Source organism: Pseudomonas sp. R2-7-07 (assembly GCF_003852355.1).
In the GTDB taxonomy this organism is placed as follows: domain Bacteria; phylum Pseudomonadota; class Gammaproteobacteria; order Pseudomonadales; family Pseudomonadaceae; genus Aquipseudomonas.
Map to the genome: position 1 here is coordinate 3,913,519 of NZ_CP027759.1, position 24,224 is coordinate 3,937,742.

The 24,224-nt window shown below is 61.7% G+C and carries 24 protein-coding genes; 16 read left to right on the forward strand and 8 right to left on the reverse strand.

Going from position 1 to position 24,224, the window contains the following annotated elements:
- Nucleotides 1-165: 165 nt before the first annotated feature.
- On the forward strand, nucleotides 166-1,512 hold the full coding sequence (locus C4J86_RS17915; protein ID WP_124367803.1) for an NCS2 family permease: 1,347 nt from the start codon (nucleotides 166-168) through the stop codon (nucleotides 1,510-1,512).
- Between the two features lie 64 nt (nucleotides 1,513-1,576).
- Entirely contained in the window at nucleotides 1,577-2,218 is a 642-nt protein-coding gene (locus C4J86_RS17920; RefSeq protein WP_124371377.1) for a LysE family translocator, read from the forward strand.
- An 80-nt stretch (nucleotides 2,219-2,298) separates the two neighbouring features.
- Here C4J86_RS17920 and uraH read toward each other — a convergent pair whose 3' ends face one another.
- A complete protein-coding gene (gene uraH, locus C4J86_RS17925) occupies nucleotides 2,299-2,652 on the reverse strand; it encodes a hydroxyisourate hydrolase (protein ID WP_124371378.1) in 354 nt (117 codons plus the stop codon).
- Between the two features lie 389 nt (nucleotides 2,653-3,041).
- On the opposite strand from uraH, the gene puuE reads away from it, so the two are divergent.
- The 7 genes from puuE to C4J86_RS17965 all read left to right on the forward strand — a co-directional run bounded on the left by puuE (nucleotide 3,042) and on the right by C4J86_RS17965 (nucleotide 10,037).
- A complete protein-coding gene (gene puuE / locus C4J86_RS17935) occupies nucleotides 3,042-3,968 on the forward strand; it encodes an allantoinase PuuE (RefSeq protein WP_124363724.1) in 927 nt (308 codons plus the stop codon).
- Nucleotides 3,965-4,480, forward strand: coding sequence for a 2-oxo-4-hydroxy-4-carboxy-5-ureidoimidazoline decarboxylase (gene uraD / locus C4J86_RS17940; protein ID WP_124371379.1), 516 nt, complete (start codon nucleotides 3,965-3,967; stop codon nucleotides 4,478-4,480). Before puuE ends, uraD begins: the two co-directional genes overlap by 4 nt.
- 41 nt (nucleotides 4,481-4,521) lie before the next feature.
- Complete coding sequence (gene alc, locus C4J86_RS17945; RefSeq protein ID WP_124371380.1) at nucleotides 4,522-5,517, forward strand: allantoicase; 996 nt, start codon at nucleotides 4,522-4,524, stop codon at nucleotides 5,515-5,517.
- A 144-nt stretch (nucleotides 5,518-5,661) separates the two neighbouring features.
- Nucleotides 5,662-6,165, forward strand: a complete 504-nt coding sequence (locus tag C4J86_RS17950; RefSeq protein ID WP_124371381.1) for an ureidoglycolate lyase — start codon at nucleotides 5,662-5,664, stop codon at nucleotides 6,163-6,165.
- Nucleotides 6,166-6,216: 51 nt separating this feature from the next.
- Nucleotides 6,217-7,500, forward strand: coding sequence for a urate hydroxylase PuuD (locus C4J86_RS17955; protein ID WP_124371382.1), 1,284 nt, complete (start codon nucleotides 6,217-6,219; stop codon nucleotides 7,498-7,500).
- Between the two features lie 175 nt (nucleotides 7,501-7,675).
- Nucleotides 7,676-9,022 (forward strand): nucleobase:cation symporter-2 family protein, encoded by a 1,347-nt coding sequence (locus C4J86_RS17960; protein ID WP_124371383.1) that lies wholly within the window; start codon nucleotides 7,676-7,678, stop codon nucleotides 9,020-9,022.
- Nucleotides 9,023-9,251: 229 nt separating this feature from the next.
- Nucleotides 9,252-10,037: an outer membrane protein OmpK gene (locus C4J86_RS17965; RefSeq protein ID WP_124371384.1), complete on the forward strand. Its 786-nt coding sequence runs from the start codon at nucleotides 9,252-9,254 to the stop codon at nucleotides 10,035-10,037.
- A 109-nt stretch (nucleotides 10,038-10,146) separates the two neighbouring features.
- On the opposite strand, the gene C4J86_RS17970 is transcribed toward C4J86_RS17965, so the two are convergent.
- On the reverse strand, nucleotides 10,147-11,277 hold the full coding sequence (locus C4J86_RS17970; protein ID WP_124371385.1) for a patatin-like phospholipase family protein: 1,131 nt from the start codon (nucleotides 11,275-11,277) through the stop codon (nucleotides 10,147-10,149).
- 29 nt (nucleotides 11,278-11,306) lie between these two features.
- A complete protein-coding gene (locus C4J86_RS17975) occupies nucleotides 11,307-12,242 on the reverse strand; it encodes a lipid A biosynthesis lauroyl acyltransferase (protein WP_124371386.1) in 936 nt (311 codons plus the stop codon).
- 118 nt (nucleotides 12,243-12,360) lie between these two features.
- Between C4J86_RS17975 and minC the strand changes: the two genes are divergently transcribed.
- The 7 genes from minC to C4J86_RS18005 all read left to right on the forward strand — a co-directional run bounded on the left by minC (nucleotide 12,361) and on the right by C4J86_RS18005 (nucleotide 19,190).
- A complete protein-coding gene (minC, locus tag C4J86_RS17980; RefSeq protein WP_124363733.1) occupies nucleotides 12,361-13,098 on the forward strand; it encodes a septum site-determining protein MinC in 738 nt (245 codons plus the stop codon).
- Nucleotides 13,099-13,297: 199 nt separating this feature from the next.
- Complete coding sequence (gene minD, locus C4J86_RS17985) at nucleotides 13,298-14,110, forward strand: septum site-determining protein MinD (protein WP_124363734.1); 813 nt, start codon at nucleotides 13,298-13,300, stop codon at nucleotides 14,108-14,110.
- Nucleotides 14,111-14,113: 3 nt separating this feature from the next.
- A complete protein-coding gene (gene minE, locus C4J86_RS17990) occupies nucleotides 14,114-14,368 on the forward strand; it encodes a cell division topological specificity factor MinE (RefSeq protein WP_003175252.1) in 255 nt (84 codons plus the stop codon).
- A 96-nt stretch (nucleotides 14,369-14,464) separates the two neighbouring features.
- Nucleotides 14,465-15,100, forward strand: coding sequence for an RluA family pseudouridine synthase (locus C4J86_RS17995; protein ID WP_124367815.1), 636 nt, complete (start codon nucleotides 14,465-14,467; stop codon nucleotides 15,098-15,100).
- A gap of 171 nt (nucleotides 15,101-15,271) precedes the next feature.
- A complete protein-coding gene (locus C4J86_RS18000) occupies nucleotides 15,272-16,561 on the forward strand; it encodes a M18 family aminopeptidase (RefSeq protein WP_124371387.1) in 1,290 nt (429 codons plus the stop codon).
- A gap of 217 nt (nucleotides 16,562-16,778) precedes the next feature.
- The gene (locus C4J86_RS26890; RefSeq protein ID WP_164485221.1) at nucleotides 16,779-16,946 is read left to right on the forward strand and encodes a hypothetical protein; all 168 of its coding nucleotides are present in this window, start codon (nucleotides 16,779-16,781) and stop codon (nucleotides 16,944-16,946) included.
- A 72-nt stretch (nucleotides 16,947-17,018) separates the two neighbouring features.
- Nucleotides 17,019-19,190, forward strand: a complete 2,172-nt coding sequence (locus C4J86_RS18005; RefSeq protein WP_124371388.1) for a mechanosensitive ion channel family protein — start codon at nucleotides 17,019-17,021, stop codon at nucleotides 19,188-19,190.
- Nucleotides 19,191-19,296: 106 nt separating this feature from the next.
- On the opposite strand, the gene C4J86_RS18010 is transcribed toward C4J86_RS18005, so the two are convergent.
- The 5 genes from C4J86_RS18010 to C4J86_RS18030 all read right to left on the reverse strand — a co-directional run bounded on the left by C4J86_RS18010 (nucleotide 19,297) and on the right by C4J86_RS18030 (nucleotide 24,135).
- Complete coding sequence (locus tag C4J86_RS18010; protein WP_057721389.1) at nucleotides 19,297-19,518, reverse strand: MbtH family protein; 222 nt, start codon at nucleotides 19,516-19,518, stop codon at nucleotides 19,297-19,299.
- Nucleotides 19,519-19,600: 82 nt separating this feature from the next.
- The gene (locus C4J86_RS18015) at nucleotides 19,601-21,001 is read right to left on the reverse strand and encodes an aspartate aminotransferase family protein (protein WP_124371389.1); all 1,401 of its coding nucleotides are present in this window, start codon (nucleotides 20,999-21,001) and stop codon (nucleotides 19,601-19,603) included.
- 246 nt (nucleotides 21,002-21,247) lie between these two features.
- A complete protein-coding gene (locus tag C4J86_RS18020; protein WP_124371390.1) occupies nucleotides 21,248-22,015 on the reverse strand; it encodes an N-acetylmuramoyl-L-alanine amidase in 768 nt (255 codons plus the stop codon).
- Between the two features lie 120 nt (nucleotides 22,016-22,135).
- Nucleotides 22,136-23,455, reverse strand: a complete 1,320-nt coding sequence (locus C4J86_RS18025) for an ATP-binding protein (protein ID WP_124371391.1) — start codon at nucleotides 23,453-23,455, stop codon at nucleotides 22,136-22,138.
- Nucleotides 23,455-24,135 (reverse strand): response regulator, encoded by a 681-nt coding sequence (locus tag C4J86_RS18030; protein ID WP_124371392.1) that lies wholly within the window; start codon nucleotides 24,133-24,135, stop codon nucleotides 23,455-23,457. The genes C4J86_RS18025 and C4J86_RS18030 overlap by 1 nt, the downstream gene beginning before the upstream one ends.
- Between the last annotated feature and the right edge of the window lie 89 nt (nucleotides 24,136-24,224).

Below are 24,224 nucleotides of genomic sequence, written 5' to 3' on the forward strand. Positions count from 1 at the left end.
ATAATCGAAAACATTATTTGCTTTATTTGTATACAAAAGCATAATTCGCTTCGTGCGAGTTCCTGACCTAATGGTCAACAAAACCCGCCAGTACCTCAAAGCGCTGTCGCCCACTCATGTGACCGGCGCTGGAAATAACAATAAAACGATTGAGGAGTACTCGCTGTGGATAGCCGCAAAACCGAAGCCCCTACGCTGGATCTCGCCGCGCCCCAAGGCGGCTGGCTGGAACGCCTGTTCAAACTGCGTTTGCATGGCACCACAGTGAAGACCGAGTTGATCGCCGGCCTCACGACGTTCATCACCATGGCCTACATCATCTTCGTCAACCCCAACATCATGGCCGACGCTGGCATCGATCACGGCGCGGCCTTCGTCGCCACCTGCATCGCCGCCGCGCTGGGTTGCCTGTTGATGGGCCTGTACGCCAACTGGCCGGTGGGCCTGGCGCCGGGCATGGGCTTGAACGCGTTTTTCACCTACACCGTGGTGGGCACCATGGGCTACCACTGGGAAACCGCGCTGGGTGCGGTGTTTATCTCGGGCGTGCTGTTCATGGGCCTCACCTTGTCCCGCGTGCGCGAATGGCTGCTCAACAGCATTCCGGTGAGCCTGCGCCACGCCATGGGCGCGGGCGTCGGCTTGTTTCTCGGGGTGATCGGCCTGAAGACCGCCGGCATCATCGTCGACAGCCCCGCCACGCTGATCAAGCTCGGCTCGCTGCACGAGCCCGCGCCGCTGCTGGCGGCGGTGTGCTTCCTGCTGATTGCGATCCTCAGCTACCACCGCGTGTTCGGCGCGATCCTCATCAGCATCATCGCCGTGACCTTGGCTGGCTGGGGCCTGGGCTTGGTGCACTACAACGGCATTCTCTCCACCCCGCCGAGCCTGGCGCCGACCTGGATGGCCATGGACGTCAAGGGTGTGTTCAATGTCAGCATGATCAGCGTGGTATTTGCCTTTCTTTTTGTACACATGTTCGACACTGCCGGTACACTGATGGGCGTTGCGCAACGGGCCGGGCTGGTCAATGCCGACGGCAAGATCGATAACCTGTCCCGTGCGTTGAAAGCCGACAGCGCCTCCAGCGTGTTCGGGGCTATGGTCGGCGTGCCGCCCGTGACCAGCTACGTGGAAAGCGCCGCCGGGGTGGCTGCTGGCGGGCGCACCGGGCTGACGGCGGTGACGGTGGGTATTTTGTTCGTGGCGGCGATGTTTTTTGCTCCGCTGGCGGGCATGATTCCAGCCTATGCCACGGCGGGCGCGTTGATTTACGTGGCGATGCTGATGATGGCGAGCATGGCGCATATCAATTGGGACGAGGCCACCGACAGCATTCCGGCCATCGTCACGGCAATCATGATGCCGCTGACCTTCTCGGTGGCCGACGGCATCGCGCTGGGCTTTATCACCTATGTCGCGCTGAAGGCCGGCACCGGTAAGCACAAGGAAATTTCCGTCAGCCTGTGGGTGCTGTGCGTGATTTTTATCGCCAAGTTCGCCTTCCTGTAAGGCCCCACGGCTGCACCGCGCCTCACCCCGTCGGGTGGGGCTTTTGTACGATTGGAGGACTGCAATGAACCTGGAAACCTGGCTGCTGTTCAGCGGCGCGGCGCTGGTGGTGATCCTGATCCCTGGCCCTCTTTCTCTGCTGATGATCAGCAACAGCTTGAACTACGGCCTGCGCCGTTCGTACCCGGCGTTCCTGGGCGGGGTATTTGCCTCGATCTGCCTGCTGAGCGCCTCGGCCTTGGGCCTGGGCGCGTTGTTGCTGGCGTCCGAGCAAGTGTTCAGCGCGCTGAAAATCGTCGGCGCGATGTACTTGTTTTACCTGGCCTGGCAGAGCTGGCAGCAATCACGTCGGCCGGCCGAGGGCGCTGATGTGCCACAGGTGGCGTCGACCCCACGTTTTCGCGTGCTGTTCGGTCGCGCCTTTGTGCTGGGGGCCAGCAACCCCAAGGACATCCTGTTCTTTGCCGCCTTCCTGCCGCATTTTCTCAGCGCGGATCAGGCATTCCTGCCGCAGCTGTTGACCATGATCGCCACCTGGACCGTGCTCGACCTGCTGTGCAAGCTTGGTTACGGCCTGGGTGCGCGGAGCGCCGCGCGGTATTTGCGTAGCGGCTCGGGCCAGAGCTGGTTCAACCGCATCAGCGCCGCCTTGTTCGGCTGCGCTGGCCTGGCCTCGCTGATCAAGGCTCGAGCGCCACTGGGTTGAATGCGCAGCCGAAAAAAAGCCCGCAGTGTGGGCGGGCAAAAAACCAACGAAGAGCTTGGGGGTATGAAGCGAGGTGACGCTCAGCTACCGCGATAGGTCGAATAGCTGTAAGGCGAAATCAGTAACGGAACGTGGTAGTGATCCTGCTCGGCGCTGATGCCGAACCGCAGCACTACCACATCGAGGAAAGCCGGCTCCGGCAACTGCACGCCACGGGCACGGTAATAGTCGCCGGCGCTGAACTGCAATTGATAGACACCGCTGCGGTAGTCGTCGCCCTGCAGCAACGGTGCGTCGCAGCGACCGTCGTCGTTAGTCACGGCGGCGGCGACCAGCGTTAGTTGCGCGCCGTCGACGCGGTACAGCTCAACCTTGATTGTGCTGCCGGGGCAGCCGTGCGCGGCGTCCAAAACGTGTGTGGTCAAACGTCCCATGGCGTTTATGCGCCTCCCGAAGTCAGTCATAAAGAACCCGCACTCTTTCAGAGCATCGAAAAAGCCGGCGAGAGCTGATTAAGACATTTTTCAAAAAAATTGTACACAATAAAAATCACAAAGCTGAGGATTCTTTCGCCATTGCTGCACAAAGGATCAATTCCTTGATCATCCTTGCTTTCAAACGACCTTTTGTCCATTTGCTGACCAGTCAGGCAAGTTTCTTGCTACAGCTTTTCTAAGCACCCTCAGCGAAAAAATGCAGAAATGCAGGCTTACAAAGTGAGCAATAAGTTGTATACAATCACTCATCGCTGTGACGCCATCCAGTCTTTCCGCTGCCCGGCCGCCACACACACTTGCTACCACGAACAAGAAGGAAGACTGCAGTGAGCGCTGACTACCCACGCGACCTGATCGGTTACGGCAGTAACCCTCCTCACCCCCACTGGCCGGGCAATGCACGCATCGCGCTGTCGTTCGTACTCAATTACGAAGAAGGCGGCGAGCGCAATATTCTGCATGGCGATAAAGAGTCCGAAGCCTTCCTCTCGGAAATGGTCTCGGCGCAACCGCTGCAGGGCGCGCGCAACATGAGCATGGAGTCGCTGTACGAATACGGCAGCCGTGCCGGGGTGTGGCGCATCCTCAAGCTGTTCAAGGAATTCGACATCCCGCTGACCATCTTCGCCGTGGCCATGGCCGCCCAGCGCCATCCGGACGTAATCCGCGCCATGGTTGCCGCCGGCCACGAGATCTGCAGCCACGGCTACCGCTGGATCGACTACCAGTACATGGACGAGGCCCAGGAACGCGAGCATATGCTCGAAGCGATCCGCATCCTCACCGAGCTGACCGGTGAACGCCCGCTGGGCTGGTACACCGGCCGCACCGGCCCCAACACGCGGCGCCTGGTGATGGAGGAAGGCGGCTTCCTGTATGACTGCGACACCTACGACGACGACCTGCCCTACTGGGAGCCCAACACGCCCACCGGCAAGCCGCATCTGGTGATCCCTTATACCCTGGACACCAACGACATGCGCTTCACCCAGGTGCAGGGCTTCAACAAGGGCGACGACTTTTTCGAATACCTCAAGGACGCCTTCGACGTGCTCTATGCCGAAGGGGCCGAGGCGCCGAAGATGCTTTCCATCGGCCTGCACTGCCGCCTGATCGGCCGGCCGGCGCGCCTGGCTTCGTTGAAGCGCTTTATCGAGTACGCCAAAAGCCATGAACAGGTGTGGTTCACCCGCCGCGTCGACATCGCCCGGCACTGGCAGCACACCCACCCCTGCCCAGGAGCGGCGAAATGACTGCATTCCAAACCCTCAAACCGTCGAGCCTGAGCCGCGATGAATTTGTCGCCGCCTTCGCCGATATCTACGAACACTCGCCATGGGTGGCCGAAAAGGCCTTAGACCTGGGCCAGGATGCGTCGATCGACCAGATCGAAACCCTGCACCAGCGCATGAGCGATATCCTGTTGAGCGCCGATCACGCCAGCCAGTTGGCCCTGATCAACGCTCACCCGGACCTGGCCGGCCGTGCGGCCGTCCAGGGCCAGCTTACCGCAGCCAGCACTGGAGAACAGGCTGGCGCCGGTATACACCAATGCACGGCCGAAGAGTTCTCGCGCTTCACCGAGCTGAACGAGGCCTACAAGGCCAAGTTCAAGTTTCCCTTCATCATGGCGGTAAAAGGCAGCAACCGGCACCAGATCCTGGCCGCGTTCGAAACGCGCATTCACAACTCGGTTGAAGCCGAGTTCAACTGCGCGCTGGCCGAGATCAACAAGATCGCGTTGTTCCGATTACTGACCCTCTGAATGACCATCCCCAGCCACTCTATCCAAGGCAGACAAGAAGAATGAAAGCGCAACCCGTACCTTTCGAGAAGTTCGTCAACCTCGCCGACGCCCGTCTGGGCACCAAGATCATCGAAGTCACCGATGACTGGTTCGCCGACGCCAACCGCCTGTTCCAGCCGACCCCGGCCGTGTGGAAGGAGGGCGTTTTCGATGACAACGGCAAGTGGATGGACGGCTGGGAGTCACGCCGCAAGCGCTTCGAAGGCTACGACAGCGCGGTGATCCGCCTGGGCGTACCGGGCTCGATCAAGGGCGTGGACATCGACACCTCATTCTTTACCGGCAACTACCCGCCGTCGGCCTCCCTGGAAGCCTGCTTCCTCGCCTCGGGCGAGCCGGATGCCGACACCCAGTGGGTGGAAGTGCTGTCGGCCGTCGAGCTGCAAGGCAACAGCCACCATTACCACGAGATCCATAACGCGCAGGCGTTCAGCCACCTGCGGTTCAACATCTACCCGGATGGCGGCGTGGCCCGTCTGCGCGTGTACGGTGTGCCGTTCCGCGACTGGTCTGCGGTAGGCGACAACGAACAGGTCGACCTGGCCGCCGCGCTCAATGGCGGGCGTGCCCTGGCCTGCTCCGATGAACACTTCGGGCGCATGAGCAACATCCTCAACCCAGGCCGTGGCATCAACATGGGCGATGGCTGGGAAACCGCACGTCGCCGTACGCCGGGCAATGACTGGGTGATCGTCGCGCTGGGCCATCCTGGCGAAATCGAGAAAATCATCGTCGACACCCTGCACTTCAAGGGCAACTACCCGGACACCTGTTCGATCCAGGGCGCGTTCGTCAAGGGTGGCACCGACAGCCAGATCGAGACCCAATCGCTGTTCTGGCGTGAACTGCTGCCGGCACAGAAACTGGAAATGCACGCCGAACACACCTTCGCCGAGCAGATCAAGGCGCTGGGGCCGATTACCCACATTCGCCTGAATGTGTTCCCGGATGGGGGCGTGAGTCGCCTGCGGGTGTTGGGCAAGGTAGCCAAATAAGCAGTAACCCCTGTGGCGAGGGAGCTTGCTCCCGCTGGAGTGCGAAGCGCTCCCAGGATTTCAGGGCCGCTACGCAGCCCAGCGGGAGCAAGCTCCCTCGCCACAACAACAGATCCAACACAGCATTCGGATAAGAAGACAGCCATGCGCACACTGACGATCGAGCCCCTGACCAAAGAAGCCTTCGCCCCCTTCGGAGACGTTATCGAAACCAATGGCAGCGATCACTTCATGATCAACAACGGGTCGACCATGCGCTTTCACAAACTGGCGACGGTCGAAACAGCACAGCCTGAAGACCACGCCATCATCAGCATCTTCCGCGCCGACGCGCAGGACATGCCGCTGACCGTGTGCATGCTGGAGCGACACCCGCTGGGCAGCCAGGCCTTCATTCCGCTGCTCGGCAACCCCTTTCTGATCGTGGTCGCGCCACTTGGCGATGCACCTGTATCAGGCTTGGTCCGCGCCTTCGTCACCAACGGCAGGCAGGGCATCAATTACCATCGCGGCGTCTGGCACCACCCGGTGCTGACGATCGAAAAGCGGGATGACTTCCTGGTGGTTGATCGCAGTGGCACAGGCAATAACTGCGATGAGCATTTTTTCAAAGAGGATGAGCGGTTGATCCTCGCCCCCCACCAATAAGAGAAGGTCTGATCACCCGACAACAAGGGCGACAGGCGAGAGGTAAAGACTGTGGAAGCACATTTGATGGAATGGCTGAACCTGAGCGTGCGCTGGGTTCACATGATCACTGGCGTCGCCTGGATCGGCGCTTCTTTCTACTTCGTCTGGCTGGAAAACAACCTCAATCGCGTCAACCCCAAGAGCGGCCTGGCTGGCGACTTGTGGGCGATCCACGGTGGCGGCATCTACCACCTGGAAAAATACAAACTGGCCCCGCCGACCATGCCGGACAACCTGCACTGGTTCAAATGGGAAGCCTATTTCACCTGGATGTCAGGCATTGCGCTGCTGTGCGTGGTGTTCTACTGGAATCCGACCTTGTACCTGCTCGCCCCCGGCAGCAGCCTGAGCGGCACCGAAGGCGTCTTGCTGGGCATCGGCTCACTGTTCGTCGGCTGGTTCGTCTACTCCTTCCTCTGCGACTCGGCCCTGGGCAAGCGCCCTGCCCTGCTCGGCTTGATCCTGTTCGTGCTGTTGATTGCGACGGCCTACGGCTTCAGCAAGGTGTTCAGCGGCCGTGGCGCCTACCTGCATGTGGGTGCGGTGATCGGCACGATCATGGTCGGCAACGTGTTCCGCATCATCATGCCCGCCCAGCGCGCATTGGTAGCGGCCATCGCCGAGAACCGCACCCCCGACCCGGCGCTGCCGGCCAAGGGTTTGCTGCGCTCACGGCACAACAACTACTTCACCTTGCCGGTGCTGTTCATCATGATCAGCAACCACTTCCCGAGCACCTATGGCAGCCACTACAACTGGCTGATCCTGGCCGGGATCGCGGTGGCGGCAGTGTTGGTGCGGCACTACTTCAACACCCGGCATAACAGCCAGAAGTATGCCTGGACCTTGCCGGTGGGTGCGCTGGCGATGATCAGCCTGGCGTACGTGACCGGGCCCTCGCCGGCGCCGGAAGTGGCCAAGGCACCGGCGGCGATCGAGTACCAGCCGTTGCCGGAAACCGCCCTGGGCGGCGGCGTGAAACCGGCTGCGCCTGCAGCCCCGGCAGCTGAACCGGCACCTGCCCAGGCCAGCACCGACTTTGGCCAGGTGCACCATGTGATCGAGCAGCGTTGCACCGTCTGCCATTCGGCCAAGCCCACCAGCCCGCTGTTCAGCACCGCACCGGCCGGGGTGATGTTCGACACGCCTGCGCAGATCCAGCAACAGGCGGCGCGCATTCAAGCACAGGCCGTGGCGAGCCAGATCATGCCGCTGGGCAACATCACCCAGATGACCCAGCAGGAGCGGGATTTGATTGGCACCTGGATCAACCAGGGGGCGCGTACCAACTGATTGATTCACACAGTTCCAATGTGGGAGGGGGCTTGCTCCCGATGGCGGTGGCTCAGTCACAGATACTTTGAATGACACACCGCTATCGGGAGCAAGCCCCCTCCCACAGGTGGACTGCCGTGTTTTGAAGATCGCGTTCCACACAACACAAAAATAAAAAGATCCGAGGTGTTGCATGTCCCAGTTAGAAACGCAGAACCCTGCCGCACCCGCCATGGTGCGGCTGCCCCTCTTGCAACTGATTCTGGTAGGCCTGCAACACGTCTTGCTGATGTACGGCGGTGCTGTCGCCGTGCCCCTGATCATTGGCCAGGCCGCAGGCTTGAGCCGTGAAGAAATCGCCTTCCTGATCAACGCCGACCTGTTGGTCGCCGGTATCGCCACGATGGTGCAGTCGTTCGGCATCGGCCCGGTGGGTATTCGCATGCCGGTGATGATGGGCGCCAGTTTCGCCGCCGTCGGCAGCATGGTCGCCATGGCCGGCATGCCCGGTATCGGCTTGCAGGGGATCTTCGGTGCGACCATCGCCGCCGGGTTCTTCGGCATGCTCATCGCGCCGTTCATGTCCAAGGTCGTACGTTTTTTCCCGCCGCTGGTGACCGGTACCGTGATTACCGCCATCGGCCTTTCGCTGTTTCCCGTGGCCGTGAACTGGGCCGGTGGCGGCAGCGCTGCCGCGACGTTCGGCTCGCCGGTGTACCTGGCGGTCGCTGCCCTGGTGCTGGCCACCATTCTGTTGATCAACCGTTTCATGCGCGGTTTCTGGGTGAACATCTCGGTCCTGATCGGCATGGCGCTGGGCTACGCCTTGTGCGGCACGCTCGGCATGGTCGACCTCAGCGGCCTGGCCCAGGCGCCTTGGGTGCAAGTGGTGACGCCGCTGCACTTCGGCATGCCCAAGTTCGAGTTGGCGCCGATCCTGTCGATGTGCCTGGTGGTGGTGATCATCTTTGTCGAATCCACCGGCATGTTCCTCGCCCTGGGCAAGATCACCGGCCAGGACGTCACGCCGAAGATGCTGCGTCGCGGTTTGCTGTGTGATGCCGGCGCGTCATTCTTTGCCGGGTTCTTCAACACCTTCACCCACTCCTCGTTCGCGCAGAATATCGGCCTGGTGCAGATGACCGGCGTGCGTTGCCGCTCGGTCACGATCATGGCCGGGGCGTTTCTGATTGTGCTGAGCCTGTTGCCCAAGGCCGCCTACCTGGTGGCGTCGATTCCACCGGCGGTGCTGGGCGGCGCGGCGATCGCCATGTTCGGCATGGTCGCGGCGACCGGCATCAAGATCCTGCAGGAAGCCGATATCGCCGACCGGCGCAACCAGTTGCTGGTGGCGGTGAGCATCGGCATGGGCTTGATCCCGGTGGTGCGTCCGGAGTTCTTCGCGCAATTGCCAATGTGGATGAGTCCGATAACCCACAGTGGCATCGCCATGGCCACCCTGAGCGCGTTGTCGCTGAACATACTGTTCAACATTCTCGGCGGTGCTGAACGCCCCGCCGTCGAGCACGCCCGCCCCTGACGCACGCCCCACCGTCGCCCTGTGTGCGCTGTAACGGCGCACTTGAGCCCGGACGTGGGAGCCAGTATTCTCCGCGCCCGCTTGAATCGACGGTTTTTTCACCGCCTTGGCGCGGCTTTTGCTATAGCCATAAAGTTGACCAATCAGACGAGTTCTTCAGCAGATCCAAAGGCGCCACACCAGAGCGCCAGATTAGAAAAAACATAAAACTTTAACTCGGGAGCACCGAATGAAACCTATGTTCAAAGGCCTGATGCTGGCGGGATCCCTGCTGGCCGATGGCCAAGCCGTGGCCGGTGATTTGCTGCAGTGGCAGAACAACAGCCTGACGTATCTATGGGGCAAAAGCTTTACCGTCAACCCGCAGATCCAGCAAACCGTCACGTTCGAACATGCCGACGCGTGGAAGTACGGCGACAACTTCTTCTTCCTTGACCGCATCTTTTACAACGGCAAGGAAGACGGCAACGTCGGTCCGAATACTTACTACGGCGAGTTCAGCCCACGTTTGTCGTTCGGCAAGATTCTGGATAAAGACCTGTCATTCGGCCCGATCAAAGATGTATTGCTGGCCTTCACTTACGAGTTCGGCGAAGGCGATAACGAGTCGTACCTGCTGGGCCCGGCGATTGACTTTAATATTCCGGGGTTCGACTACTTCCAGTTGAACTTCTACCAGCGCCAGACCGAAGGCAATCGCCCCGGCGACGGCGTGTGGCAAATCACGCCGGTGTGGTCGTACACCCTTCCTGTGGGCAACTCCGATGTGCTGATCGACGGTTTCATGGACTGGGTGGTGGATAACGACAAGAACGCCCGTGGCACCTATCACGCCAACCTGCACTTCAACCCACAGGTCAAATACGATCTGGGCAAGGCGCTGCATTGGGGCGACAAACAGTTGTATGTGGGGTTTGAATACGACTACTGGAAGAACAAGTACGGGATCGAGGACAGCGGCGCCTTCAAGACGACTCAGGACACCGCAAGCTTCCTGGTCAAGTATCACTTCTGATTGAACGGCGCATAACCAATGTGGGAGGGGGCTTGCTCCCGATGGCAGTGTGTCAGTCAACCTATCAGTGACTGAACCACCGCTATCGGGAGCAAGCCCCCTCCCACATTTAGATAAGTGGCAGGCCTAAGAACCGGGTGATCTCCTCGCGCTTGGCCAACGCATCTTGGCGCCCCAACTCGATCAACTCACTGCAATACCCCGCCTCGAACAGCAAGTAACTCAACACCCCTGCCCCACTGGTCTTGGTCGCCCCTGGCCCGCGCAAAAACAAGCGCAATGCCGCTGGTAATTCCTGCCGATGCCGGGCCGCGATTTCGTCGATCGGCTGGCTGGGCGCAATCACCAGCACCTCCACGGCCGCCACCCCCGGCGAGACATGGCTGAATTGGTTCAAGCGTTCCAGCAATTCGATATCGCTTTCCAGGCTGTCAATGAACGTGCTGTTGAGCATGTGCCCGCCGATCTGCGCCAGCGTCGGTTCCTGGCCGGTGTAGGTGCGTTGCATCGAGGGTTCATTGCCGCGCGGGTTACCGCTGACGCCCACCACCAGCACGCGACTCGCGCCCAGGTGCAGGGCCGGGCTGATCGGGGCCGACTGGCGAACGGCGCCGTCACCGAAGTATTCCTGGTCGAGCTTCACCGGGGCGAACAGCAAGGGAATCGCCGAACTGGCCAGCAAGTGTTCCACCGTGAGTGGCGTCGGCACACCAATGCGCCGATGGCGCAGCCAGGGTTCGATGGTGCCGCCGCCTTGATAGAAGGTCACCGCCTGCCCGGATTCATAGCCGAACGCGGTGACCGCCACGGCGTGCAGATGCCGGTGCCGGATGGCGTCGTCAATGCCCGCCAGGTGCAGCTTGTCCTGCAGCAGATCGCGCAGCGGTGAGCTGTCGAGCAACGCCACCGGGAGCTGCCTGCCCAGGCCCAACAGGCTATGAATCAGGAAACGACTGGCCTGGCGGACCACGCCCGGCCAGTCGCTGCGCAGCACCAGGTGGCTGCGAAAGCCTTGCCAGAATGCGGTGAGGCGCTGGACAGCGGCGGTGAAGTCCGTCGCGCCACTGGCCAGGGTGACCGCATTGATCGCCCCGGCCGACGTGCCGACGATCACCGGAAACGGGTTCGGCGCCCCCGGCGGCAGCAATTCGGCGATCGCCGCCAACACTCCAACCTGATACGCCGCTCGCGCCCCGCCGCCGGAAAGAATCAAGCCTGTGACCGGTTCAGCTGGGCGCATTGCGTCACTCCATATGGGAAAGGTAAGTCTTACCGACGGCGTTTTTCGTACAGCTTGGGTTCACCCGGTGGCCGGCTCTTGAAGCGGCGGTGGGTCCACAGGTATTGCTCGGGGCAGTCGCGCACCGAGGCTTCGACCCACTGGTTGATGCGCAGGCAGTCGATTTCGTCAGTCTCGCCGGGGAAATCCGTCAAGGGTGCATGAATCACCAGTCGGTAGCCGCTGCCATCGGCCAGGCGTTCCTGGGTGAACGGCACCACCAGGGCTTTGCCCAGGCGCGCGAACTTGCTGGTGGCCGTGACAGTGGCGGCCTGGATGCCGAACAGCGGCACGAAGATACTTTGCTTGGCGCCGTAGTCCTGGTCCGGCGCGTACCAGATCGCCCGGCCGGCGCGCAGCAGCTTGAGCATGCCGCGTACGTCGTCGCGCTCCACCGCCAGGGAATCGAGGTTGTGGCGCTCCCGGCCACGGCGCTGGATAAAGTCGAACAGCGGGTTGCCGTGCTCGCGGTACATGCCATCGATGGTGTGCTTTTGCCCGAGCAGGGCAGCGCCGATTTCCAGGGTGGTGAAGTGCAAGGCCATCAGGATCACACCCTTGCCGTCCAATTGCGCCTGCTTGAGATGCTCCAACCCTTGCACATGGGCCAGGCGCGCCAGGCGCGGTTTGGGCCACCACCAACTCATGGCCATCTCGAAGAAGGCGATACCGGTGGAGGCGAAATTTTCCTTGAGCAGGCGTTTGCGCTCCTTGGCGGATTTTTCCGGGAAGCACAACTCCAGGTTGCGCGCGGCGATGCGGCGTCGCTCACCGGCCACGCGGTACATGCCCGCGCCCAGCAGGCGACCAATGGTCAGCAGCACGCGGTACGGCAGTTGGGTGACCAGCCACAGCAGGCCCAGCCCCAGCCATAATGGCCAAAAACGCGGGTGAAGAAATACAGCTCGAAAACGCGGGCGATCCATTACAGATTCCGGTAAAGACAAGGGCCGCGCATTCTACAACGGTTCGACTCGGCTTGCGGCGGGTGAGTGTTCTCGTTATAAGTCTCGACACTTTTCGTGACAAGCCGCTTTGCCGACCATGAGCCAAACCGAACCGCTAGACCAAGATCCCGTGTTCCAGCTGAAAGGCAGCATGCTCGCCATTACCGTGCTGGAACTGGCCCGCAATGACCTCGACGCCCTGGACCGCCAACTGGCCGCCAAGGTCGCCCTGGCGCCGAATTTCTTCAACAATGCCCCGCTGGTGCTGGCCCTGGACAAGCTGCCGGCCGGCCAGGGCGTCATCGACCTGCCCGGGCTGATGCGCGTGTGCCGCTCCCATGGCCTGCGTACCCTGGCGATTCGCGCCAGCCGTATCGAAGACATTGCCGCGGCCATCGCCATTGAACTGCCAGTACTGCCGCCGTCCGGCGCGCGCGAGCGTCCGCTCGAACCATTGGTCGGTGAACAGAAGAAAAAACCGGAAAAACCACCGGAACCCACGATCCGGCCGACCAAGATCATCACCTCGCCCGTGCGCGGCGGGCAGCAGATTTACGCCCAGGGCGGCGACCTTGTGGTGGTGTCCTCGGTCAGCCCCGGCGCGGAACTTCTCGCCGATGGCAATATCCATGTATACGGCCCGATGCGCGGACGTGCCCTGGCCGGCATCAAGGGTGATACCAAGGCGCGTATTTTCTGCCAGCAGTTGACCGCTGAGCTGGTTTCCATCGCGGGTCAGTACAAGGTGTCCGAAGACTTGCGCCGCGATCCGCTGTGGGGGGCTTCGGTACAGGTCAACCTGTCGGGCGATGTGTTGAACATCATTCGTCTTTAACGGATACTGCCGCATTTTCCAAGCATCTCTAGGCTCTGATAGCAAAGCGAAACCGGCAATACTTGCGTAGGACTATATGAAGTTGGTGTTTTCCCCGGAAAAATCCTGGCTTCTTCCTACAAAGGCTGTCCGCCTGCAGCGAGTTTCAAGAGATGTTTTTCAGGGACCAAAAGTCCTTTTTCCTTAGGGGTGAAACACCTTGGCCAAGATTCTCGTGGTTACATCCGGCAAGGGTGGTGTGGGTAAGACCACCACCAGCGCCGCTATCGGTACCGGCCTCGCTCTGCGCGGCCACAAGACAGTCATCGTCGACTTCGACGTGGGTTTGCGTAACCTCGACCTGATCATGGGCTGCGAACGCCGCGTGGTATACGACTTCGTCAACGTGGTAAACGGCGAAGCCAACCTGCAACAGGCCCTGATCAAGGACAAGCGCCTTGAGAACCTGTATGTGCTGGCCGCCAGCCAGACCCGTGACAAAGATGCGCTGACCAAGGAAGGCGTAGGCAAAGTCCTCGCCGAACTGAAAGAAACCTTCGAATACGTGGTATGCGACTCCCCGGCCGGTATCGAAACCGGTGCTCACCTGGCGATGTACTTCGCCGATGAAGCCATCGTGGTGACCAACCCGGAAGTGTCCTCGGTACGCGACTCCGACCGTATGCTCGGCCTGCTGGCCAGCAAGTCCCAGCGCGCCGAAAAAGGCGAAGAGCCGATCAAGGAACACCTGCTGCTGACCCGCTACAACCCTGAGCGCGTCAGCAACGGCGAAATGCTCGGCGTTGAAGACGTCAAGGACATCCTCGCGGTGACCCTGCTCGGTGTGATCCCGGAATCCCAGGCCGTGCTGAAAGCGTCCAACCAAGGCGTGCCGGTGATTCTCGACGACCAGAGCGACGCCGGCCAGGCGTACAGCGATGCTGTGGATCGCCTGCTGGGCAAGACCGTGGAACACCGCTTCCTCGATGTCAAGAAGAAGGGATTCTTCGAGCGTATCTTTGGAGGCAATTGAACAATGAAATTTCTCGACTTCTTTCGCGCCAACAAAAAGCCAAGTACCGCGTCGGTCGCGAAAGAGCGTCTACAGATCATCGTGGCGCACGAACGCGGCCAACGCAGCACCCCGGATTACCTGCCAGCCTTGCAGAAGGAACTGGTCGAGGTGATCCGCAAGTACGTCAATATCGGCAACGATGACGTGCATGTCGCCCTGGAAAATGACGGCAGCTGCTCGATTCTGGAACTCAATATCACCCTGCCTGATCGTTGATCGAACAGGCGGCCGCCACGGCGGCTCGATCACCTTGATCCCTTTTCGGGAACCGGGTGGGCGAGCCGCCGTTGGCGTTTGTTACGAGGCTGTTTAATGCCGCTGTCCAACATCCATATTCTGCATCAGGACGACGCTGTCCTGGTGGTGAACAAGCCGACCCTGCTGCTCTCGGTGCCCGGCCGCGCCGACGACAACAAGGACTGCCTGATCACCCGCCTGCAGGAAAACGGCTACCCCGAAGCCCGCATCGTCCATCGCCTGGACTGGGAAACTTCGGGCATCATCCTGCTGGCGCGGGACGCTGATACCCACCGCGAACTGTCACGCCAGTTTCACGACCGCGAAACAGAAAAGGCCTACACCGCCTTGGCTTGGGGCCAGCCGGAACTGGACAGCGGCAGCATCGACCTGCCCTTGCGCTATGACCCGCCGACCAAGCCGCGCCATGTGGTCGACCATGAGTTCGGCAAGCACGCGCTGACTTTCTGGAAGGTGCTGGAACGTTGCGGCGACTGGTGCCGCGTCGAACTGACACCAATCACCGGGCGCTCGCACCAGTTGCGCGTGCACATGTTGTCCATCGGCCATCCGCTGCTCGGCGATGGCCTGTATGCCCACGAACAGGCCCTCGCCGCCTGGCCGCGCCTGTGCCTGCACGCGAGCATGCTGAGCTTCACTCACCCACAAAGCCACGAGCGCTTGCGCTTCGAGTGCCCGGCGCCTTTTTAGATTGTGAATACGGTCAAATGTGGGAGGGGGCTTGCCCCCGATAGCGGAGTGTCAGTCACTGAATCTGTTGACTGACCCACTGCCATCGGGGGCAAGCCCCCTCCCACATTTGTTCTGTGCACTTCTTGCCCTCGGACGGTAAACTCCGCGCATTGCTGTCTGGAGCTATTTATGCGCGATGCGTTGAATCAAGGCCTGATCGACTTCCTCAAGGCCTCCCCTACTCCTTTTCATGCCACTGCCGCCCTCGCCCAGCGCCTGGAAGCGGCCGGTTACCAGCGTCTCGACGAGCGTGACACCTGGGCCACCGAAGCCAACGGTCGCTATTACGTGACCCGTAACGATTCCTCGATCATCGCGTTCAAACTGGGCCGCCATTCGCCGCTGCAAGACGGCATCCGTATGGTCGGCGCCCACACCGACAGCCCGTGTCTGCGGGTCAAGCCCCAGCCCGAGCTGCAACGCCAGGGTTTCTGGCAGTTGGGCGTGGAAGTCTACGGCGGCGCCTTGCTGGCCCCGTGGTTCGACCGCGACTTGTCCCTGGCCGGCCGCGTCACGTTCCGCCGCGATGGCAAGGTCGAAAGCCAGCTGATCGACTTCAAGCTGCCGATCGCCATCATTCCCAACCTGGCCATCCACCTGAACCGTGAGGCCAACCAGGGCTGGGCGATCAATGCCCAGACCGAACTGCCGCCGATCCTCGCGCAGTTTGCCGGTGACGAGCGCGTGGACTTTCGCGCCGTGCTCACCGAACAATTGGCTCGCGAGCATGGGCTGAACGCCGACGTGGTACTCGATTACGAGTTGAGCTTCTACGACACTCAAGGCGCTGCGGTGATTGGCCTCAATGGCGACTTCATTGCCGGTGCGCGCCTGGACAACCTGCTGTCGTGCTACGCCGGGTTGCAAGCCCTGCTCACCAGCGACACCGATGAAACCTGCGTGCTGGTGTGCAACGACCATGAAGAAGTCGGCTCCTGCTCGGCTTGCGGCGCCGATGGCCCGATGCTCGAACAGACCCTGCGTCGCCTGCTGCCAGAAGGTGAAGAATTCGTACGCACCATTCAGAAATCCCTGTTGGTGTCTGCAGACAACGCCCATGGCGTGCACCCGAACTACGCTGAAAAACACGACGCCAACCACGGTCCCAAGCTCAACGCCGGCCCGGTGATCAAGGTCAACAGCAACCAGCGCTACGCGACCAACAGCGAAACCGCCGGGTTCTTCCGCCACCTGTGCATGGCCCAGGAAGTGCCGGTGCAGAGCTTTGTGGTGCGCAGCGATATGGGCTGCGGTTCGACGATCGGGCCGATCACCGCCAGCCACCTGGGTGTGCGCACCGTGGACATCGGCCTGCCGACGTTTGCCATGCATTCCATCCGCGAGCTGTGTGGTAGCCATGACTTGGCGCATCTGGTGAAGGTATTGGGCGCGTTCTACGCCAGCCGCGACCTGCCCTGATTTGCCAGGCTGACTCAGTCAAAAATGTGGGAGGGGGCTTGCCCCCGATGGCAGAGTGTCAGTCAAAGTATCTGTTGACTGACCCACCGCTATCGGGAGCAAGCCCCCTCCCACATTGGTTATGCGTGCACCTGATCCATATCACCTGCATTTCCCCCGATCCGACCTAGACTTGTCAGAACTCCCACTCCGACAAGGCCGTCGCCTGATGATCTCCATGTCCTCTTTCCACGCCATGCTTATCCCGATCATGATCGGCATGCTCCTGCTCGCCGTCGGCTTCAACTTTCGCGACAAACCCCTTGGCGTGTTCGGCATGTGGGTCGGCATGCTGCTGATCCTGGGCACTGTGGTGTACAAGATCCTCGCCAAACTGGCGGAATAACAAATGCGCTCGCATCTGGCATAGCGGCCTCGTACACTCGGCCAATTCGTCGTTTTCAAGGTTGACTGCCTCGTGCTTTCCCGTCTGTTTGCCCTGCCCTGCTACCTGCTCATCGCCCTGCTCACGCTGCTGCCTATCACCTGCGCCCAAGCCGTGGGCTTGCCCGGAATGCTGGGCAGCTCCAACAAAGCCCAGCCCCAGGCCGAGGTGCCTTTGGGGCAGTCGCTGGACGAGGTGATCAAGACCCTGGAGAACGATCAGCAGCGCACCCAGTTGCTGAGCGACTTGAAGAAACTGCGCGCCGCCACGCAAAAAGCCCAGCCGGCGGCCGAACTCGGTGTGCTCGGCCTGATCGGCAGCACGCTGTCGGGCTTTGAACAGCAGTTTTCCGGCGCCGACAGCCCGCTGGGCCGCTGGTCCAATGAAGTCGACCTGGCCAGGGACGAACTCAGCGCACTGATGCTGCCGGCCACTGAATGGCTGCCGATCATCTTTGGTTTTGCGGTGATCCTGGCGGTATGGAGCCTGCTGGCCGCCGCGCTGATCTGGCTCAGTCACCGCGTGCGCGAACGCTTCGGCCTGCCTGAAGAGCTTCCGCAACACCCACGCACCTGGGACATGCTGCGCTTCGCCCTGCGCAAACTCGGCCCGTGGTTGATCGCCCTGGTGATCACGGTTTACCTGAGCTACGCCCTGCCCTCGTCCCTGGGCAAATCCCTGGCGATGGTGCTGGCTTACGCCCTGGTCGTCGGCACCTGTTTCTCGGCGATCTGCGTGATTGCGTTTTCCCTGCTGGACGGCCCGCACCGCCATCGCGCCCTGTATATCCTGCGCCATCAGGCCTTTCGCCCGCTGTGGTGGATCGGCAGTTTCGCCGCCTTTGGTGAAGCCTTGAGCGACCCGCGGCTGGTCACGGCGCTCGGCCAGCACCTGGCTCATACGGCTGCAACCGTGGCCAATGTGATGGCGGCGCTGTCCACTGGCGTGTTTATCCTGCGCTTCCGTCGGCCGATCGCTCACCTGATCCGTAACCAGCCACTGTCGCGCCGCCTGACGCGCCGCGCCCTCACCGATACCCTGTCGATCATCGGCACTTTCTGGTACTTGCCGGCATTGTTGCTGGTGGGTATTTCGCTGTTCGCCACCTTCCTGTCCGCCGGCGACACCAGCACCGCCCTGCGCCAGTCGCTGCTGTGCACCGTGTTGCTGGTGTTGTGCATGGTGATCAACGGGCTGGTGCGGCGCCACGCCCTCAAGCCGCAACGCGGGCACAAGCGCCATGCGCTGTACTCCGACCGCCTGAAAAGCTTCGTCTACACCCTGGCGCACCTGGCGGTGTGGCTGGTGTTTATCGAACTGGGCCTGCGCGTGTGGGGCCTGTCGCTGATTCGCTTTACCGAAGGCGACGGCCATGAAATCAGCGTCAAGCTGTTCAGCCTCGGCGGGACTTTACTGTTTGCCTGGCTGATCTGGATTCTGAGCGACACCGCGATCCATCACGCCCTGACCCGCTCGCGCAAAGGCCTGGCCAACGCGCGGGCGCAAACCATGATGCCGTTGATCCGCAACGTGCTGTTCGTGACCATCTTTATCATCGCCGCCATCGTCGCCCTGGCGAACATGGGCATGAACGTCACGCCACTGCTGGCCGGTGCCGGTGTAATCGGCCTGGCGATCGGTTTCGGTGCGCAGTCGCTGGTGGCCGACCTGATCACCGGCCTGTTCATCATTATCGAAGACTCCCTGGCCATCGATGACTACGTGGACGTCGGCGGCCACCTCGGCACCGTCGAAGGGCTGACCATCCGCACCGTGCGCCTGCGCGATATCGACGGCATCGTGCACACCATTCCCTTCAGCGAGATCAAGAGCATCAAGAACTACTCGCGGGAATTCGGCTACGCGATCTTCCGTGTGGCGATCCCCTACAACATGGAGATCGACGACGCGATCAAGCTGATGCGCGATGTCGGCCACGCCATGCGCAATGATCCACTGCAACGCCGCAATATCTGGTCGCCGCTGGAGATTCAAGGCGTGGAGAGTTTTGAATCGGGCAGCGCGATCCTGCGCGCACGGTTCAAGACGGCGCCGATCAAGCAGTGGGAAGTGTCGCGGGCGTTCAACCTGTCACTCAAGCGGCATCTGGATGAAGCCGGGCTCGACCTGGCGACACCGCGCTTGAGTGTGCAGGTGGTGACGGGAGGATTGGAGAAAGACAAACCGCAGGACGGTACAAATTAACTGTGGGAGGGGGCTTGCTCCCGATGGCAGTGGGTCAGCTGAAAAATAAGCTGACTGACAGACCGCTATCGGGGGCAAGCCCCCTCCCACATTTGAAGCGCGGCGCTTACGCGAGTGCAGCGCCATCCATCTTCTGGCGCAAGCTCAGCGGACGCATATCCGTCCAGTTCTCTTCGATATAGGCCAGGCACTCTTTCTTCATGCCGCTCTTGCCCACGGTTCGCCAGCCTTCCGGCACGGCCTTGTAGTCGGGCCAGATCGAATACTGTTCTTCGTGGTTGACCACTACCTGAAACAGGATGTCGTCGCGGTCAAATACTGAGGTCATTGCGGTTCTCCGTCGCTCAAAGGCTGGCCGCGCACCATGCGCAGCGCTGATATCTCTAGAAACGTTTCAGGGGCCGGGAAAATTAGAGGCTGGCGAGCGCCGCCGCCACGGCGCGCCCGAAGATCTCGGCGACCCGGTCGATCTCGGCGGCGGTGATCACCAGCGGTGGAAGGAAACGCACCACGCCGCCATGCCGCCCGCCCAGCTCCAGGATCAGGCCGCGCTTGAGGCATTCACGTTGTACCAACGGCGCGAGCTGGCGATGCACCGGTGGGTGGCCTTGGATATCGCGCACGCCATCCGGGTCAACCAGTTCCACGCCGAGCATCAGCCCACGCCCGCGAATATCTCCCAGGTGCGGGAAGTCGCGCTGCAGCAGACGCAGATGTTCACTCAGGCGCTCGCCCATCGCCGCCGCATGGGCGGCCAGGTCGTGCTCCTTGAGGTAGCGCATCACTGCCGAACCCGCCGCCATTGCCATCTGATTGCCACGGAAGGTCCCGGCATGGGCGCCCGGCAACCAAGTGTCGAGCCAGTCGCGGTACACCACCACTGCCAGCGGCAGGCTGCCACCAATGGCTTTGGACATCACCACCACGTCGGGAATGATGCCCGCGTGTTCGAAGGCAAACATTTTGCCGGTGCGGCCAAAGCCACTCTGGATTTCATCGACGATCAGCGCGACGCCCGCCTGTTCGGTGATACGCCGCAGCCCGCGCAGCCAGTCGAGATCGGCCGGGACCACGCCGCCCTCACCCTGCACCACTTCGACAATCACCGCTGCCGGCGGCAACACGCCGGCTTCGGGATCGTTGAGCAGGTTTTCCAGGTAATGCAGGTTGACCCGCACGCCCTGCGCGCCACCCAGGCCGAACGGGCAGCGGTAGTCGTAGGGGAATGGCAAAAATTGCACGCCGTTGCCAAGCAATGCGCCCAGCGGCTTCTTCGGCCCGAGGCTGCCCATCAGGCTCAACGCGCCCTGGCTCATGCCGTGATAACCGCCCTGGAACGACAACACCGTACTGCGCCCGGTGGCAGTGCGTACCAGCTTCAAGGCCGCTTCCACCGCATCGGTGCCGGTGGGTCCGCAGAACTGGATTTTCGCCTCGCGCGCCAGTTCCGGCGGCAGCAGGCCGAACAAATCCTGCACGAACTGATCCTTGACCGGCGTGGTCAGGTCCAGGGTGTGCAACGGCAACTCATCGCTCAACACTTGTTGAATGGCCTGGATCACCACCGGGTGGTTATGGCCGAGCGCCAGGGTGCCCGCGCCGGCGAGGCAGTCAATGAAACTGCGGCCTTCCACATCTTCGACATAGATACCCTTGGCCCGCTTGAGCGCCAGGGGAATGCGCCGCGGGTAGCTGCGGGCATTGGACTCCTGCTGGCGTTGGCGAGCCAGCAACGGGCTGTCGTCGAACTGGTAGAGCGTTTCGCTGACGTGCACAGGCGCGGCTTCGATGGGGCTGGTGGCGACTGACATCTCTCGATCCCTCAATACGCGGGTGATGGTGGTCATCCGTGGGGGGCGGGGAATGCGCACGGACTTCATGTTCTGAAGACGCATCAGGTGCGGGGGGATTTAGGGACCTGGTCAGATTTACAGACGTGTGCAAATCAAATGTGGGAGGGGGCTTGCTCCCGATGGCGGTGTATCAGGCAGCCAATGGTTAGCTGACACTCCGCTATCGGGAGCAAGCCCCCTCCCACATTTGAATGGCGTTTGGTTTCAAAGCCCGCGGTATTTGTCGTTGAGCGCATACAGGATCGCGCAGGTCTCGGCATCCAGAAGCCCTGCGTAATCCCGCGCCCGAAAGTGCATTTGAAACGCCCGTGTCCGCTGTTCAAAGGTTTGGCGGTTCCACGCCGGTTTGTAGCCATACCGCTGAAAGGCCCGCTCTACCTCCACCTCCGGCGGTAACCCCAGGCTAAACCGGCGTTGGTACATCGCTCGGGTTGCCTCGTCAAACCAGGCGCCTACTCCGGCCTCATACAGGCAGCGCCAAGGCAGCTCGGGCCCCGGGTCGCTTTTGCGCCAGTACGCCACATCCGAATGCCCGAGAATATCCACCGGTCCGATCCGCGGATAACGCTCCAGAATATCGCGCACCAGCGTAATCAAAACCTCCACCTGTTGCTCGCGATACGCCGGGAAGGTGAACACGCCTTTGTCATCGCGCGCCAGGTTGACGATTTCGATGCCAATCGCGCGACTGTTGAGGTTATCCCGCCCATCCCAATGGCTCGCCCCGGCATGCCAGGCGCGCTTGTCCTCGGGCACCAGGCGAAACACGCGCAGTTCGTCATAGCCGGCGGCGCGGTAGGCCGGTTCGTCAGGATCGGGCAGCAGATAGTGAGCGCTGACCCCGTTCTGGGTCAGGGTGCGCAAGGACGAGACAAAGGGCGCCGCGGTGTAATGCAAGAGTACTTGCCCCACCGGCTCGCCGTTACGTTCGTTGAAGTCCCTGGCAGGGAAACTGGTATCGATGACCAACATAAGATCCGTCCTTTTCAGTACGGGCCGAATCATTCGGCCCTTTCAAGCGCAAAAAAATTACCGCCATCCTGAAGGCGTGAGCTTCAAGCGGGCGGTAACTATTTGGCACTTGCAGAAAAGTCAGCGTCGCAGCGGCATGCCCAATTCAACCCGCAGGCCATCCGCCTGGCTGTCGAACGTCAACGAGCAAGCGCAGCGCTGGACGATCGCTTGAACAATCGCGAGGCCCAGGCCACAGCCTTCGCTGCTGCCGTTGCGCCAGAAGCGCTGGGTGAGGTATTGCAGGTCTTCGCTGGATATCTGCGGGCCATGGTCACGCACGCGGAATATCACCTTGTCAGCGCTGGACGACACCTTCAGCTCCACCCGGGTATCGGCCGGAGTATGGCGCAGAGCGTTGTCCAGCAAGTTGCGCAAGGCCGCGACGGCCAGGCCAACGGGCATGTCCACCGGGGTGGCGGCAAGGCTGTCCGCCAGGACCAGGTCGATGCGCGAATTGTCCCCGGCGTTGGCGTCCTGGATCGCCAGCCTGGCAACGTCCTCGGCGCTGGACTGCAAACCGTCATCGAACGACAAGCTGCCCTCTACCCGCGCCAGCAGCAACAGTTGCTCCAGAGTGCGATGCAAGCGGTCGGCGCCTTCCTCGGCGTGGGCCAGGGACTGGTCACGCGCCGCGCCTTCGGTCATGCGGGCCACTTGCAGGTGGGTCTTGATCGCGGTCAACGGGCTGCGCAGTTCATGGGCGGCGTCGCCGGTCAGGCGGCGTTCGCGCTCGATGGTCTTGGCGATGCGTTGCAACAGTTGGTTCTGGGTGTCGAGCAACGGCTTGAGTTCACTGGGCAGCGGGTGGATCTGCAGCGGTTCGAGCGAGTCGGCGCTGCGGCGCATCAAGGCGTCCCGCATGCGATTGAGCGGCACCAGACTCTGGCCGATGCCCAGCCACAGCAAGCACAGGCACCCCAGCAAGGCCACGCCGACCGGCACTGAGGCCGCCAGCAGGATCGACAGGTTCAGCGCCTCACGCTCCACCTGACGGTCGGCCGTGGTGATCAGCAGGTCGCCACGGGACAGGGTGAAACTGCGCCAGCCCACGCCATCGATCATCTGGTCGCGAAAACCGCTCTTGCGCGACTCCAGCCCCTCATCCGGCGTGGTATGGCTGCGCGCCAGGATTTCGCCATGCAGGGAACTGACCTGGCAGGCCATGCCCCCCGGTACATTGAGTTGTTCGGTGCGCAAATGGGTGCCGGCACCGACGCTGGCCAGGCCCGGCATCTGTTCGGTCAGCCCGGCCACCATACGCGCCGAGGCGACCAGGCGCTGGTCGAGGGAAAACATCATCTGGTTGCGCAGGTCGTTGAGCATCCAGGCCGCCGCCAGGGCCCAGATCAACACAAACGCGGCGCCGAGCTTGAACGTCAGGCGCAGGCGCAGGCTCATCACGAAGCATCCTCTCCTGTATCGGCCGGGCCCAGGCGATAGCCGAGGCCGCGCACGGTCTCGACGATGCCATTGCCCAATTTGCGCCGCAGGTGGTGGATATGCACATTGAGCGCGTTGCTTTCCAGTTCGTCGTTGAACCCGTAGACGCTGTCCTTGAGCTGCTCGCTGGAGAGCACACGGCCCTTGTTGTGCAGCAGGGCCTGCAACAGCGCTTGTTCACGACGCGACAGGTCCACCGGCTGGCCGCCCAGGAAAGTCTCGCGACTGCTGGGGTCGTACGCCAGGCGGCCATGTTCGATCAGGTTGACACTGCGCCCCGCCACGCGGCGCAGCAGGGTTTGCAGGCGGGCGGCGAGCTCGCGCAGGTCGAAGGGCTTGAGCAGGTAGTCATCGGCACCCGCCTGCAGGCCGTCGACGCGGTTGGTCACCGAGTCACGCGCGGTGAGGATCAGCACCGGAATTTCCAGGCCCTGGCTGCGCTGTTGTTGCAGCAGTTTCAGGCCGTCCTCGTCGGGCAGGCCAAGGTCGAGCACCATGATGTCGAAGGTCGCCGCCCTGAGCATCGCCCTGGCCGCCGCCGCTGTGCCCACGCGTTCGACCGTGAAACCCTGGGCGGTGAGGCCGGCCACGATGCCGCTGGCGATCAGTTCGTCGTCTTCACAGACCAGTACGTGCATGCTGAACCCTTCATGAAAGATGCGGGTGATTAGAAAAGGCACGGATTAAGCGCGCATTATGCCGCGAACTTCGCAACACCATAGAATCT